This window comes from Streptomyces sp. NBC_00525 (genome assembly GCF_036346595.1).
GTDB lineage: Bacteria > Actinomycetota > Actinomycetes > Streptomycetales > Streptomycetaceae > Streptomyces.
Genome location: NZ_CP107834.1, coordinates 1753572 through 1767129 on the forward strand (window position 1 = coordinate 1753572; position 13558 = coordinate 1767129).

Annotated in this window: 11 protein-coding genes and 3 tRNA genes; 7 read left to right on the top strand and 7 right to left on the bottom strand. The window is 71.3% G+C overall.

The window, feature by feature from the left end; genetic code table 11:
* Positions 1–9: 9 nt before the first annotated feature.
* Together OG710_RS07820 and OG710_RS07825 are read right to left on the bottom strand one after the other, a co-directional pair.
* Positions 10–1284 (bottom strand): MFS transporter, encoded by a 1275-nt coding sequence (locus tag OG710_RS07820; protein ID WP_443064318.1) that lies wholly within the window; start codon positions 1282–1284, stop codon positions 10–12.
* Between the two features lie 54 nt (positions 1285–1338).
* Positions 1339–1956, bottom strand: coding sequence for a TetR/AcrR family transcriptional regulator (locus OG710_RS07825; RefSeq protein WP_330238671.1), 618 nt, complete (start codon positions 1954–1956; stop codon positions 1339–1341).
* Between the two features lie 194 nt (positions 1957–2150).
* On the opposite strand from OG710_RS07825, the gene OG710_RS07830 reads away from it, so the two are divergent.
* The 3 genes from OG710_RS07830 to OG710_RS07840 are packed head-to-tail and all read left to right on the top strand — an operon-like array spanning position 2151 to position 4125.
* Positions 2151–2798 carry a DUF2867 domain-containing protein gene (locus OG710_RS07830; protein WP_330238672.1) on the top strand — a complete coding sequence of 216 codons (648 nt, stop codon included), beginning with the start codon at positions 2151–2153 and terminating at the stop codon, positions 2796–2798.
* Complete coding sequence (locus OG710_RS07835; protein WP_330238673.1) at positions 2795–3577, top strand: class I SAM-dependent methyltransferase; 783 nt, start codon at positions 2795–2797, stop codon at positions 3575–3577. Before OG710_RS07830 ends, OG710_RS07835 begins: the two co-directional genes overlap by 4 nt.
* Entirely contained in the window at positions 3565–4125 is a 561-nt protein-coding gene (locus tag OG710_RS07840; RefSeq protein WP_330238674.1) for a DinB family protein, read from the top strand. The genes OG710_RS07835 and OG710_RS07840 overlap by 13 nt, the downstream gene beginning before the upstream one ends.
* Positions 4126–4205: 80 nt before the next feature.
* Here the strand turns inward: OG710_RS07840 and OG710_RS07845 are convergent.
* The 3 genes from OG710_RS07845 to OG710_RS07855 form a co-directional block, all read right to left on the bottom strand.
* Positions 4206–4279 (bottom strand) — tRNA-Ile (locus OG710_RS07845).
* A 164-nt stretch (positions 4280–4443) separates the two neighbouring features.
* Positions 4444–4519, bottom strand: a tRNA-Asn gene (locus OG710_RS07850).
* Positions 4520–4524: 5 nt separating this feature from the next.
* Positions 4525–4597, bottom strand: a tRNA-Asn gene (locus OG710_RS07855).
* Between the two features lie 180 nt (positions 4598–4777).
* Here OG710_RS07855 and OG710_RS07860 point away from each other — a divergent pair.
* The 4 genes from OG710_RS07860 (at position 4778) to OG710_RS07875 (ending at position 10423) form a co-directional block, all read left to right on the top strand.
* A complete protein-coding gene (locus OG710_RS07860) occupies positions 4778–5083 on the top strand; it encodes a YtxH domain-containing protein (RefSeq protein ID WP_111331891.1) in 306 nt (101 codons plus the stop codon).
* A gap of 77 nt (positions 5084–5160) precedes the next feature.
* On the top strand, positions 5161–6606 hold the full coding sequence (locus OG710_RS07865; protein WP_330238675.1) for an FGGY family carbohydrate kinase: 1446 nt from the start codon (positions 5161–5163) through the stop codon (positions 6604–6606).
* A gap of 152 nt (positions 6607–6758) precedes the next feature.
* Entirely contained in the window at positions 6759–8492 is a 1734-nt protein-coding gene (locus OG710_RS07870; protein ID WP_330238676.1) for an ABC transporter ATP-binding protein, read from the top strand.
* The gene (locus tag OG710_RS07875) at positions 8492–10423 is read left to right on the top strand and encodes an ABC transporter ATP-binding protein (RefSeq protein WP_111331884.1); all 1932 of its coding nucleotides are present in this window, start codon (positions 8492–8494) and stop codon (positions 10421–10423) included. Before OG710_RS07870 ends, OG710_RS07875 begins: the two co-directional genes overlap by 1 nt.
* 65 nt (positions 10424–10488) lie before the next feature.
* Here OG710_RS07875 and OG710_RS07880 read toward each other — a convergent pair whose 3' ends face one another.
* Together OG710_RS07880 and dnaG are read right to left on the bottom strand one after the other, a co-directional pair.
* Positions 10489–11520, bottom strand: coding sequence for an RNA polymerase sigma factor (locus OG710_RS07880; RefSeq protein ID WP_443064319.1), 1032 nt, complete (start codon positions 11518–11520; stop codon positions 10489–10491).
* An 87-nt stretch (positions 11521–11607) separates the two neighbouring features.
* A complete protein-coding gene (dnaG, locus tag OG710_RS07885) occupies positions 11608–13518 on the bottom strand; it encodes a DNA primase (RefSeq protein ID WP_330238677.1) in 1911 nt (636 codons plus the stop codon).
* Between the last annotated feature and the right edge of the window lie 40 nt (positions 13519–13558).

The following is a 13558-nucleotide window of genomic DNA, read 5'->3' on the forward strand; positions in this document are numbered from 1 at the left end:
TCCCGGCCGCTACGGCTGGGGGTCGCGCGCGTCGTACCGGGTGAAGGCGGGCCAGCGCAGCGCCAGCAGCACCACCGCGAGGACGCAGGCGATGCCTCCCCCGGTCACGGCGAGGCCGGGGGAGGTCAGATCGGCGGCGGACCCGGCGATGAAGTCCCCCAGCCGGGGCCCGCCGGCGACGACCACGATGAAGATCCCCTGGAGCCGGCCGCGCAGCTCGTCCGGGACGGCCGCCTGGAGCATGGTGTTGCGGAAGACCATGGACGTGTTGTCGGCGGCGCCGGCGAGCGCCAGGAACAGCAGCCCGAGCCAGAGCTGCCGGGTGAGCCCGAAGACGGCGATGGCCGCGCCCCAGCAGCCGACGGCGACGATCACCGCCAGCCCGTGCCGCCGGACGTTCCCCAGCCATCCGGAGAACACCCCGCCCAGCAGCGCCCCGAGCCCCGGCGCGGCGACGAGCAGCCCGGTGGTCTTGGCGTCGCCCCCGTACCAGAGGACGGCGACGACCGGGAAGAGGGCGCGGGGCTGGGCGAGCACCATGGCGCACAGGTCGCTGAGGAAGGTCATCCGCAGGTTGGGCCGGGTCCCGAGGAACCGCAGCCCGTCCAGCACGGAGGCCCGCTTCCGCCCCGCCGCCGCCTCGCGCTCGGGCAGCATCGAGGGCAGCCGCCACATGGCGTACAGGGAGGCGGTGAAGGCAACGGCGTCGACCCCGTAGGCGGCGCGGTACCCCCACCACCCGACGATGAGCCCGCCGAGCATGGGCCCGACGAGGGCGCCGGTGGTGCTGGTCATCGAGTTCAGGGCGTTGGCGGCGGGCAGCTGTTCGGCCGGCAGCAGCCGGGCGATCATCGAGCTGCGCGCGGGCGAGTTGAGCGCGAAGCAGACGGCCTGGAGCGCGACGACCCCGTACAGCACCTCCACCCGCTCCAGGCCGGCGACGGTGACCGCGACCAGCAGCACCGACAGCACGAACGAGCCCAGCGCGCTGGCGAGCCCGAGCTTGCGGCGGTCCACGGTGTCCGCGACGGCCCCGCCGTACAGGCCGAATACGACGAGCGGCACCAGCGAGCAGGCGCCGATGAGCCCCACGGAGAACGCGGACCCGGTCAGGTCGTACACCTGCAGCGAGACCGCGAGCGCGGTCATGCCCTGGCCCACCCAGGAGACGGTGTTCCCGAACCAGAGCCGCCGGTAGTCCGGGGAGGTCCGCAGCGGGGTCACATCGGCGAATATCCGCGCACGGGGCGCCGGCTCGGGGCCGCCCTCGGCGGGTTCGGTCAGGGGTTCGGTCACGCGAAATGGTACCGACCGGCGCCGCGGCCCCTCGGCCCGCCGTCAGTTCCGGGGCGGAGTTACGGGCTCGGCCTCAGCGGCGCCCCCGTGGTGACCGGCGCGGTGGCCTGCGCGGTCCAGGAGCAGGTCGGCGGCCAGGGCGAGGACCTGCCCGCGGCTGCGGCCCTCGTGGTCGGCGGCCAGGAAGTGGGCGCCGATGGCCGTACAGAAGGCGAGCAGGCTGCGCGCCTCGATCTCGTCCGGGTCGGCGCAGAACGTGCCGAACTCTTCGCGCAGCAGGGCCATGCGGCGGTTGTCGACGCGGCGCAGCCGCTCGGTGACCGCCTCGTCGTTGCGAGCCCAGGCGCGGATCGCGAGGTCGATGGGCAGCAGCCGATCGCCGGAGAAGGTGAGCGCGCCCGCCCGGCTGATCCTGGTCCGCGCATCGCCGCCCTCGCGATCGACGCGGTGGGCGACCTCGTCGGTGCTCTCCCGCTCCCAGGTGTCCAGCATGGCCTCCAGCAGTGCGCCGCGGTGGGCGAAGTGCCCGTAGAAGCCGCCCTTGGTGACACCCAGCCGCTTGGCCAGCACCTCGATGCGGACGGCGTCGGGGCCGCCGTCGACCAGGGCGCGCAGGCCCTCCTCGATCCATCGTTCACGCGGGGTCCGGACCGTAGCCACCGTGTGTCCCACCTCACATTTCGACGAGTATACGCCGCCGTATAAACAGCGTTACGCTCGATCTATACGCTACCGTATACAAGACGGAGGCAGCGCGATGACCATGGGTTCCGCCGACTTCGGCACAGGCTTCGGCGCACGTGAGCGCGCGTCGTACCGGCCCCTCCCCCACCGGGAACGGTAGGGAGCCGATCGTGGCCACCAGACTCCCCAACGACGCGCATGCCGCGCTTCCCTGGCGGATTCACGCGCTCACGCGCGACTTCGAGGTCGAGGATCTGTGGACCATCCGCACCCCCGGCGCCGGAGCGGACGACTTCCCCGCCGCCCTCACGGCCATGCGCGCACGGCGGCGCAGCCCGTTGCCGGTGCGGGCCCTGTTCGCGGTGCGCCGGAAGCTCGGCGCCCTCTTCGGCTGGGACGGGCCCGGCGCGGGAGCGGGGGGCCGGGGGCGCGCGGTGCTCGACCGGCTTCCCGACGACCTGCGCGCGACCACCCCCGGACCGGGCGCCGGGCTCGGTCCGCTCACGCCCGTCTACGTACTCGACGACGAGTGCGCCCTGGAGCTGGCGAACAGGACCGTCCACGCCGTCATGCACCTCGGCTGGACACCGGCCGCGCAGGGCGGGCACGAGCTGCGCATGGCGGTGCTGGTCAGACCCAACGGCCTGCTCGGACGCCTCTACCTGGCCGCGATCACCCCGTTCCGGCGCCTGCTCGTGCTGCCGGCCTTCATCCGCCAGAGGGAGGACGCCTGGCAGGAGCGACGCGTCGCGGCCGGGAACGCCGTCGAACAGAACCCTGAGCATGTCACCGAATCACAGAGGCGGGATCTCCGTTGACCAGTGCAGCCGTTCACTACGACCAATTACTCGCCGCGCAGTACACCTGGATGCTCGGCGGTGACATCGGCGGCCTCGCCGCCGAACAGGAGACCTTGCTCCGGCGCCTCGGCGTGCGGCCGGGGCCGGACGGGGGCCTGGCGGTGGACCTGGGGTGCGGGCCGGGCCAGCAGTCGCTGGCACTGGCCCGGATCGGCTTCGCGTCGGTGGTCGCCGTCGACACCAGCAAGGATCTGCTGGACGAACTCGCGCTGCACGCGCGGGGTGAGGGCGCGACCGGGATCTCCCCCGTCCACGGCGACATCCGCGGCACGCTCCGGCGCGTGGCCCGCCCCGGCACGGTGGACGCGGTGGTGTGCATGGGCGACACGCTGCCACACCTTCCGGACAAGGCCGACGTGACCAGGCTCCTGGCCGACGTGGCGGACGCCCTCGCGCCGGGCGGCCGGTTCGTCGCGACCTACCGCGACCTCTCCCTGCGCCTGGAAGGCACCGACCGTTTCATCCCCGTCCGCAGCGACGAGGACCGCGTGCTCACCTGCTTCCTGGAGTACGTGGAGCACGACACCGTCATGGTCCACGACCTCCTGCACACCCGGTCGGGAGACACCTGGACCCAGCAGGTCGGCAGCTACCCCAAGCTGCGCATCGCCGCGGACTGGCTGACCGAGCAGTGCCGCACGGCCGGCCTGGAGGTCCACGACGACACGGAGGGTCCGCACGGCATGCGGCTCGTCCACGCCGTCAAGAACCGCGGCGGTGAACGATGCTCGGAGTGACCCGCCCCAGGCGCCGGGGCGACCTGTTCGCCGGCCCGGAGAGCGAAAGCCGGTTCGCGAGCCCCGGCACCGACGGCGAACGCCGGATGCTGACCGACGTCCTGGCGGCCCAGCGTGTGACGTTGCGGCTGAAGTGCTCCGGTCTCGGGCCGGAGCTGGTCCTGCGGTCGGTGCGACCGTCCACGCTGTCGCTGCTCGGGCTGGTGCGGCACCTCGCGGACGTCGAGCGGCGCTGGTTCCGGCAGGTCCTGGCGGGAGAACCCGCGCCGCCCCGGTTCTCCGACGCCGCCAACCCCGACGGAGACTTCGAAGGCGCCCGCCCCGGCCCGGAGGTCGTCGAAGCCGCGTGGGAGGCATGGCACACGGAGGTCGCGTTCGCCGAGCACTTCACCGCACGGGCCCCCGATCTCGACGTCGAGGGCGAGGACACCTGGCGCGGCACGGTATCGCTGCGCTGGGTGCTCATCCACATGATCGAGGAGTACGCCCGCCACAACGGCCACGCCGACCTGCTCCGAGAACGCATCGACGGAACCATCGGCCTGTGAAGCCACAGAAAAGGCCCCCGCCTCGGCGGGGGCCGCGCCGTCTCCCCTGGTTACACAGAGGAACCGGTTCTTCAATCAGGTGGGGCGGGTGGGACTCGAACCCACGGCCGACGGATTATGAGTCCGCTGCTCTAACCGGCTGAGCTACCGCCCCGTCTCGGCGTGGCGCGTACATGTGTGCGCACCGTCTGCCGCAGCATAGCCGGTCATACGATCTCCCGCTGCGGTTGGCCGGCTGCTGATGACCATGAAGACGGCGGGGTTCGCCGGGCGGTTCCTGGCACACGAAAAAGGACCCCGTACGGGGTCCTCGTCCGTTGGCTCCCCCGACTGGACTCGAACCAGTAACCCTCCGGTTAACAGCCGAATGCTCTGCCAATTGAGCTACAGGGGATCGCGCTCCCCCGACTGGACTCGAACCAGTAACCTGCCGGTTAACAGCCGGCTGCTCTGCCAATTGAGCTACAGGGGATTGCTGCGGTGCCTCGAACGCACCTGCCTGGCGGATGCCGGGCGGCGCGCGCTCGCTGCGACACATACATTAGCGCAAGCAGGGGGGTGCTTTGCCAATCGGTATCGGCCGGGGTGATCTCGGGCGTCTGCGGGTAGGCGGGCAGCACACGTCGCACGGAGCGAAGGAAGGGTGGCACCCATGCGGTACCGGCTCACGTTCATCGCCGGACTGGCCGTCGGTTACGTGCTCGGCACGCGGGCCGGGCGGGAGCGCTACGAGCAGCTGAAGAAGTCCGCGCGCCAGTTCGCCCAGAACCCGGCCGTGCGCAACACCTGCGAGACCGCGGCCCAGAGCGGCCGGGAGTTCGCGGGCAAGGCGTACCACGCGGTGGGCGAGAAGGTCGGCGACAAGGTGCCGCCCTCCGTGACCGACCGGGTGCGGTCGTTCCGGGGGCGCGGGGCCGGGAACGGCGTCGAGGACGACTGGGGGACGACGAACACCTAGCAGGCCCCCCGGGCCCGCCCACGCTTCTGCCGCGTCTCCGGTACGGCAAACCGCCGGGGGTGCGGCAGAATCTGTGTATGGGCATAGTCGCCGGCTTGGACAGTTCTTCCGCGTTCACACACATCGTGGTCTGCGATACGGACACGGGCGCCGTACTGCGCGAGGGGTACGCCGCGCATCCGGTCGAGGCCAGGGCCACCGAGGTCGACCCGCAGGCATGGCTGCTCTCCCTCGGTGAGGCCGCCACCGGCGGGCTGCTCGAAGGGGTGCAGGCGATCGGTGTCTCCGCGCAGCAGCACGGGCTCGTCCCGCTGGACCACCAGGGCAACCTCGTACGCCCGGCGCTGCTCGGCAACGACAAGCGGGCGCAGGCCGCCGCGGCCGATCTGATCGACGGGCTCGGCGGCCGGCAGTCCTGGGCCGAGGCGGTCGGCGCGGTGCCGCAGGCCGCGCAGCCGGTGGCGAAGCTGCGCTGGCTGGCCCGGAGCGAGCCGGAGCAGGCGCAGCGGGTGGCGGCGGTGCTCCAGCCGCACGACTGGCTGGTGTGGCAGCTGCTGGGCCGTCCGGCCCGGCGGACCACCGACCGGGGCGCCGCGTCCGGGACGGGGTACTGGTCGGCGGGGACGGAGTCCTACCGGCCGGATCTGGTGGAGCTGGCGCTCGGGCACCAGGCGGCGCTGCCCGAGGTGCTGGGCCCGTCCGACGCGGCCGGGACGACGCCGGAGGGGCTGCTCATCTCCGCCGGTACCGGCGAGATCATGGCGGCGGCCTTCGGCCTGGGGGTCGGCGTCGGGGACGCGATCGTGTCGCTGGGGGCCTCGGGGTCCGTGATGGCGGTGCACCACGAGGCGCTGGCCGATCCGAGCGGGATGATCACCTCGTTCGCCGACGCGACGGGCATGCATCTGCCGGTGGTGCATACGTCCAACGCCGTACGCGCCCTGCGCGGCACCGCGGAGATGCTGGACGTGGAGGGGTTGGAGGCGCTGTCCGCGCTGGCCCTGAAGTCGACGGCGGGCTCCTCGGGGCTCGTCCTCCTGCCGTACCTGGAGGGTGAGCGCACCCCGCGGCTGCCGCACACCGCGGGGACGCTGTGCGGGCTGCGGCGGGAGTCGATGAAGCCGGAGCATCTGGCGCGGGCCGCGTTCGAGGGGATGCTCTGCTCGCTGGCGGACGCGCTCGACGTGCTGCGCGGCCGGGGCGTGGCGGTGCGGCGGGTGTTCCTGCTGGGCGCGGCGGCCGAGCTGCCGGCCGTACAGCAGCTGGCCCCGGCGCTGCTGGGCACGCAGGTGGTCGTGCCGCAGCCCGCCCAGTACGCGGCGCTGGGCGCGGCCCGGCAGGCCGCCTGGGCGCTGGGGGTCTCGCAGGGGGCGCTCGACGGGCGCACTCCCCCGGCCTGGCGGGGCGCGGCGGCGCAGGTGCTGGAGCCGGGCGAGGAGCTGGCGGTGGGGCAGGCGGTGCGCCAGCAGTACATCGCGACGCGGGACCAGATCCACCCGGGCGCGTTCGACCTGGCACCCTGAGTGCGGAGAGGACCGCGAAATTATGGACCGGGTCTGTTTTTTGACCTGGACTTGAACAAAACCGTTCGCGGTCCCGGCAAGCGGTACCGGAAGATGGGTCGGCTCCCCCGACCTACGCCGACTCCGATCTTCGCCGACTCCGAGAGACACGCGTGCTCATAAAAATCCTGCGGGCCTATCTCGGTCCGTATCAGAAACCACTCGCGGTGCTGGTCGTTCTGCAGCTGTTGCAGACCTGCGCCACGCTCTATCTCCCGACCCTCAACGCGGACATCATCGACAACGGTGTCGTGCGGGGGGACGCGGGCTACATCCTCCGGTACGGCGGCGTGATGCTCGTCGTCAGCGTCGCCCAGGTGGTCTGCAACATCGGCGCCGTGTACATCGGCGCCCGTACCGCCTCCGCGCTCGGCCGGGACGTGCGGGCGGCGGTCTTCGACCGGGTGCAGTCGTTCTCCTCGCGCGAGGTGGGACGGTTCGGCGCCCCGTCGCTGATCACCCGTACGACCAATGACGTCCAGCAGATACAGATGCTGGTGCTGATGACGTTCACGCTGATGGTGTCCGCGCCGATCATGTGCGTCGGCGGCATCATCATGGCGCTGGGCCAGGACGTGCCGCTCTCGGCGGTGCTCCTGGCGGTGGTGCCGGTGCTCGGGATCGCGGTCAGTCTGATCGTGCGGAAGATGCGTCCGCTGTTCCGGCTGATGCAGACGCGGCTCGACACGGTGAACCGGGTGCTGCGCGAGCAGATCACCGGCAACCGCGTGATCCGCGCCTTCGTGCGGGACGCGTACGAGGAGGAGCGCTTCCGGGGCGCCAACACCGAGCTGACGGACGTGGCCCTGTCGACGGGCCGGCTGATGGCGCTGATGTTCCCGACGGTGATGACGGTCGTGAACGTGTCGTCGATCGCCGTCGTCTGGTTCGGCGCGCACCGCATCGACAGCGGCGGGATGGAGATCGGCGCGCTGACCGCGTTCCTCGCCTATCTGATGCAGATCGTCATGTCGGTGATGATGGCGACCTTCATGTTCATGATGGTGCCGCGCGCCGAGGTGTGCGCGGAGCGTATCCAGGAGGTCCTGGAGACCGAGTCCAGCGTCGTGCCGCCCGTCGAGCCGGTCCGCGAGCTGCGCGCCCACGGGCATCTGGAGGTGCGCGGCGCGGACTTCCGCTATCCGGGCGCCGAGGAGCCGGTGCTGCGGTCGGTGGACCTGGTGGCCCGGCCGGGCGAGACGACCGCGATCATCGGGTCCACGGGCAGCGGGAAGTCGACGCTGCTCGGTCTTGTGCCCCGGCTGTTCGACGTGACGGACGGCCAGGTGCTGGTCGACGGGACGGATGTGCGGACGCTCGACCCGGTGCTGCTGTCGAAGATCGTGAGCCTGGTCCCGCAGAAGCCGTATCTGTTCTCCGGGACGGTGGCGACGAACCTGCGGTACGGGAATCCGGACGCGACCGACGCCGAGCTGTGGCACGCGCTGGAGGTGGCCCAGGCGAAGGAGTTCGTCGAGGACCTGGAACACGGCCTGGACGCGCCGATCGCGCAGGGCGGCACCAATGTCTCGGGCGGTCAGCGCCAGCGGCTGTCGATCGCGCGGACGCTGGTGCAGCGCCCGGAGATCTATCTCTTCGACGACTCGTTCTCGGCGCTGGACTACGCCACGGACGCGGCGCTGCGGGCCGCGCTCGGGCGGGAGACGGCGGAGGCGACGGTGGTGATCGTGGCCCAGCGGGTGTCCACGATCCGCGACGCGGACCGGATCGTCGTGCTGGACGAGGGTCGGGTCGTGGGCACCGGCACGCACCACGAGCTGATGGCCGGCAATGACACGTACCGGGAGATCGTGCTCTCCCAGCTGACGGAAGCGGAGGCCGCGTAATGGCCGGGCCTGGCGGACGCATGATGGCGGGCGGGGCGCCGACCGAGCGGTCCATGGACTTCAAGGGGTCCTCCAAGCGGCTGCTGAAGCGCTTCGCCGCCGAGAAGAACACGCTGTACGTGATGCTGCTCGCGGTCGCGCTCAGCGTCGGGCTCTCGGTGGTCGGCCCGAAGATCCTCGGCAAGGCGACGGACCTGGTGTTCGCGGGGGTCATCGGCCGCGAGATGGACGCCGGGACGACCAAGGAGCAGGCCGTGGAGGGTCTGCGCCGCGGCGACAGCGATCTGGCCGACATGCTGGCGTCGGTGGACTTCACGCCGGGGCAGGGCATCGACTTCGGCGCGGTGGGCGACGTCCTGCTGCTGGCGCTGGCGGTGTACGTCGGCGCCGGGCTGCTGATGCTGGTGTCCACGCGGCTGTCGATCCGGGTCATCAACCGGGTCGTGTTCCAGCTGCGCGAGGACATCCAGACCAAGCTGTCGCGGCTGCCGCTGTCGTACTTCGACCGTGCCAAGCGCGGCGAGGTGCTGAGCCGGGCGACGAATGACATCGACAACATCTCGCAGACGATGCAGCAGACGATGGGCCAGCTCATCAACTCGGTGCTGACGATCATCGGCGTGCTGGTGATGATGTTCTGGATCTCGCCGCTGCTGGCGCTGGTCGCGCTGGTGACGGTGCCGCTCTCGGTGGTCGTGGCGACGCGGGTCGGCAAGCGCTCGCAGCCGCAGTTCGTGCGGCAGTGGCAGGTGACGGGCAAGCTCAACGCCCATATCGAGGAGATGTACACCGGGCACACCCTGGTGAAGGTCTTCGGCCGGCAGGAGGAGTCCGCGCGGGACTTCGCCGAGCAGAACGAGGCGCTGTACGAGGCCGGGTTCAAGGCGCAGTTCAACAGCGGGATCATGCAGCCGCTGATGATGTTCGTGTCCAACCTGAACTATGTGCTGATCGCCGTGGTGGGCGGCCTGCGGGTGGCCTCCGGCGCGCTGTCGATCGGCGATGTGCAGGCGTTCATCCAGTACTCGCGGCAGTTCTCGATGCCGCTGACCCAGGTCGCCTCGATGGCGAACCTGGTGCAGTCCGGGGTGGCGTCGGCGGAGCGGATCTTCGAGCTGCTGGACGCCGACGAGCAGGAGCCCGACCCGGCGAAGGGCGCGGCCCAGCACCCCGGCATCCTGCGCGGCAGCGTCGCGCTGGAGAACGTGGCGTTCCGCTACGACCCGGAGAAGCCGCTCATCGAGGACCTGTCGCTGCACGTCGAACCGGGCCACACGGTGGCGATCGTCGGTCCCACGGGCGCCGGCAAGACGACGCTGGTCAACCTGCTGATGCGGTTCTACGAGGTGACGGGCGGCCGGATCACGCTGGACGGCGTGGACATCGCGAAGATGTCGCGGGCGGACCTGCGCTCGGGCATCGGCATGGTCCTCCAGGACACCTGGCTGTTCGGCGGGACCATCGCGGAGAACATCGCCTACGGGGCGCCCGGTGACGTCGGCCGGGAGCGGATCGAGGAGGCGGCGCGGGCCGCCCACGCCGACCGCTTCATCCGGACCCTGCCCGACGGCTACGACACGGTGATCGACGACGAGGGCTCCGGGGTCAGCGCGGGCGAGAAGCAGCTGATCACCATCGCGCGGGCCTTCCTGTCCGACCCGGTGATACTGGTGCTCGACGAGGCGACCAGCTCCGTGGACACCCGGACCGAGGTGCTGATCCAGAAGGCGATGGCGGGCCTGGCCCACGGCCGGACGAGCTTCGTGATCGCGCACCGGCTCTCCACCATCCGGGACGCCGACGTCATCCTGGTCATGGAGAACGGCTCGATCGTGGAACAGGGCACGCACGACGAACTGCTGGCGGCCGAGGGCGCCTACGCGCGGCTGTACGCGGCGCAGTTCGCCCAGGCGGTCGCCGAGGTCGACTGAGCCCGGCCGGGCCCGAGGGTCAGTAAACGGTTCCGCGGCTGCCCCGGCCGTGCGCGCGTCGCGCGTCAGTCGAGGTAGCCGCGGAGCTGTTCGGCGGAGGTGTGGTCGCGCAGCCGGGTGAGGGTGCGGGACTCTATCTGGCGGATGCGTTCGCGGGTGACGCCGAAGATGCGCCCTATCTCCTCCAGGGTGCGGGGCCGTCCGTCGACCAGCCCGTAGCGCAACTGCACCACCCTGCGCTCGCGTTCGCCGAGGGTGGAGAGCACCGCCTCCAGGTGCTGGCGCAGCAGCAGGAAGGCAGCGGACTCGGCGGGGGACGCGGCGTCGCCGTCCTCGATGAGGTCGCCGAGGGAGACGTCCTCCTCCTCGCCGACCGGGGCGTGCAGCGAGACGGGTTCGCGGGCCAGGCCCAGGATCTCGCCGACCCGTTCGGGGGTGAGGTCGAGCTGGGCGGCGACCTCTTCGTGGCTGGGTTCGCAGCCCCGTTCCTGGAGCATCCGGCGCTGGACCCGTACGACGCGGTTGATCAGCTCGACGACGTGGACCGGGACGCGTATGGTGCGCGCCTGGTCGGCCAGGGCGCGGGACATGGACTGGCGTATCCACCAGGTGGCGTACGTGGAGAACTTGTAGCCGCGCGTGTAGTCGAACTTCTCGACGGCCCGGATCAGCCCGAGGTTGCCCTCCTGGACGAGGTCGAGCATGGTCAGGCCGCGGCCCACGTAGCGTTTGGCGACGGAGACCACGAGCCGCAGATTGGCCTCGATCAGGCGGCGTTTGGCGGTGCGGCCCATGACGACCAGGCGGTCCAGGTCGACGGCGAGCCGGGTGTCCGGGTCGGGGGCGCGGGCCAGGCGCTCCTCGGCGAACAGCCCCGCCTCGACGCGCCGGGCGAGCTCCACCTCCTCGGCGGCGGTGAGCAGCGGGATGCGCCCGATCTCGCGCAGGTACTGGCGGAACAGGTCGGAGGTGGGGCCGGTCTCCGGCCTGGCGCGCGGCGTCGGCGGCGCCGGGGTTTCCATGACGGTCCGGGTCTGCACGTGGGCGACCTCCAGGTGATCGCTGCCGGACCCCGGGGGCCGGGGCCGCGCTCCGATGACTCATGGCACCGGCATCCAGTGTGGGGCACGACACACAACCGCCACGAGGGGCGTGCGGTGACTTTCTGAGACGGCCTGGTTACGTCAGAGGGCGGCGGCGCCGTGGTTGCGCAGGGTCTGCGCGTACTGCTGGAGGACCCAGACCTCGTTCTGCGCGGCGGCGAGGTGGTCGGGGGCGACGTTGCTGCCGAGGCGGGCCAGGCTGCTCTGGACGTCGTTGATCCGGCGGTCCACGGCGCGCAGCCGGACCTTGACCAGGTGTTCCCCGGCGTAGGTCTCGTCGATGGACTTGCCGTGGAAGACCTCGACCGCCAGCTCGGTGATCAGCTTGCGGACGGATTCGCTGGGGGTGGCGTCCAGGACCCGGACGAGGTATTCGCGGCTGTCGGCGAGGCCCTGTTCGGCGCCGCCCGCCTCCTCGATGCACTGGCGTACGGCGGCGTAGGGCGGTGCGGTGAACTCGTCGGACCCGTAGGCGTCGAAGGCGGGCGCGACCAGTTCGGGGCGCTGGAGGGCGAGCTTGAGCAGTTCGCGCTCGGTGCGGTGGGCGGGGCTGCGGAGGTTGAGCGCGGGGCCCGAGGGGACGGGCGGGGCCTGGATCTGCTGGGAGCGGCCGGCGCCGCCGCGGCCGGTCCGGCCGGGTCCGCGCGGGTCGCCGCCGCGGCCTCGGGCCCACTGGGCGAGCTGGTTGACCCGGTGGACGACGTATTCCTGGTCGAGGATGCCGATGAAGCCGGCCAGCTGGACGGCGACCTCGCGCTGCACGCTGCGCGTCTTGATCTTGGCGACGACGACGGCTGCCTCGTCGAGCGCGGCGGCGCGGCCGGCCGGGGTCTCCAGGTCGTAGCGGCCGACGATCTGGCGGAGCGCGAACTCGAAGAGCGGGGTGCGCGGTTCGACCAGGTCGCGGACGGCGTCGTCGCCCTTGACCAGCCGCAGGTCGCACGGGTCCATGTTGTCCGGGGCGATCGCGATGTAGGTCTCGGCGGCGAACTTCTGGTCGTCCTCGAAGGCGCGCAGGGCGGCCTTCTGACCGGCCGCGTCGCCGTCGAAGGTGAAGATCACGCGGGCGCTGCCGTTGTCCATGAGGAGGCGGCGCAGGATCTTGATGTGGTCGCCGCCGAAGGCGGTGCCGCAGGTGGCGATGGCGGTGGTGATCCCGGCGAGGTGGCAGGCCATGACGTCGGTGTAGCCCTCGACGACGACGGCCCGGCTGGACTTGGCGATGTCCTTCTTGGCCAGGTCGATGCCGTACAGCACCTGGGACTTCTTGTAGATCGGGGTCTCGGGGGTGTTGAGGTACTTCGGGCCGTTGTCGTCCTCGCGGAGCTTGCGGGCGCCGAAGCCGACGACGTCCCCCGCGGTGTCGCGGATGGGCCACATCAGGCGGCCGCGGAAGCGGTCGATGGGGCCGCGCCTGCCGTCCTGGGAGAGGCCGGAGGTGATCAGCTCCCGGTCGCTGAAGCCCTTGCCGCGCAGGTAGCGGGTGAGGTGGTCCCAGCCGGCCGGGCTGTAGCCGATGCCGAAGTGGGTGGCGGCGGCCTGGTCGAAGCCGCGGTCGGCGAGGAACCGGCGGCCGATCTCGGCCTCGGGGCCGTCGAGCTGCTCGGCGTAGAACTGGGCGGCCGCCTTGTGGGCCTCGACCAGCCTGATGCGCTCGCCACGCTGGTGGGAGGGGTTGTAGCCGCCCTCCTCGTAGCGCAGGGTGATGCCGGCCTTGGCGGCGAGCCGCTCGACGACCTCGGCGAAGGTGAGGTGGTCGATCTTCTGGACGAAGGCGATCGTGTCGCCGCCCTCCTGGCAGCCGAAGCAGTGGAAGAGGCCCTTGCTCGGACTGACCTGGAAGGAGGGGGACTTCTCGTCGTGGAAGGGGCACAGGCCCTTGAGGTTGCCGCCGCCGGCGTTGCGCAGCTGGAGGTACTCGGAAACGACGGCGTCGATCGGGACCGCGTCCCGTACCGCCTTCACGTCGTCGTCATTGATCCTGCCCGCCACGATTGAATTCTACGGGTGGGCTCGGACAGGAAAGCCGCGG

Bases quoted from the DNA above. Each gene is read 5' to 3' on its own strand.
- OG710_RS07840 (WP_330238674.1), top strand. From the start codon at position 3,565: ATGCTCGGAGTGACCCGCCCCAGGCGCCGGGGCGACCTGTTCGCCGGC.
- OG710_RS07860 (WP_111331891.1), top strand. From the start codon at position 4,778: ATGCGGTACCGGCTCACGTTCATCGCCGGACTGGCCGTCGGTTACGTG.
- OG710_RS07865 (WP_330238675.1), top strand. From the start codon at position 5,161: ATGGGCATAGTCGCCGGCTTGGACAGTTCTTCCGCGTTCACACACATC.
- OG710_RS07875 (WP_111331884.1), top strand. From the start codon at position 8,492: ATGGCCGGGCCTGGCGGACGCATGATGGCGGGCGGGGCGCCGACCGAG.